Below are 233 nucleotides of genomic sequence, written 5' to 3' on the forward strand. Positions count from 1 at the left end.
GCGCTTCTTGGGGTATCTCATTGGCTGTCTGTTCCTCAGGGTACTGAGATGTTTCACGTCCCCTCGTTTGCCTCTTGTACAAGTACAAGATACCTAGCTTAGGCTAGGTGGGTTTCCCCATTCCGAACTCTCCGGATCACAGGATATTGCCGCCTCCCCGCAGCGTATCGCAGGCTGACCCGGCGTTCCTCCCCGCTGACGGCCCCGGCCTCCCCCATGGGCGCGGCCTCAGT

1 rRNA gene is annotated in these 233 nt (G+C 60.1%); it reads right to left on the minus strand.

Going from position 1 to position 233, the window contains the following annotated elements:
- Positions 1-233 (minus strand): 23S ribosomal RNA (locus AAEY78_RS15095); the annotation flags it as partial.

The sequence above is a fragment of the Psychrobacter sp. 16-MNA-CIBAN-0192 genome (genome assembly GCF_040309565.1).
GTDB lineage: Bacteria > Pseudomonadota > Gammaproteobacteria > Pseudomonadales > Moraxellaceae > Psychrobacter.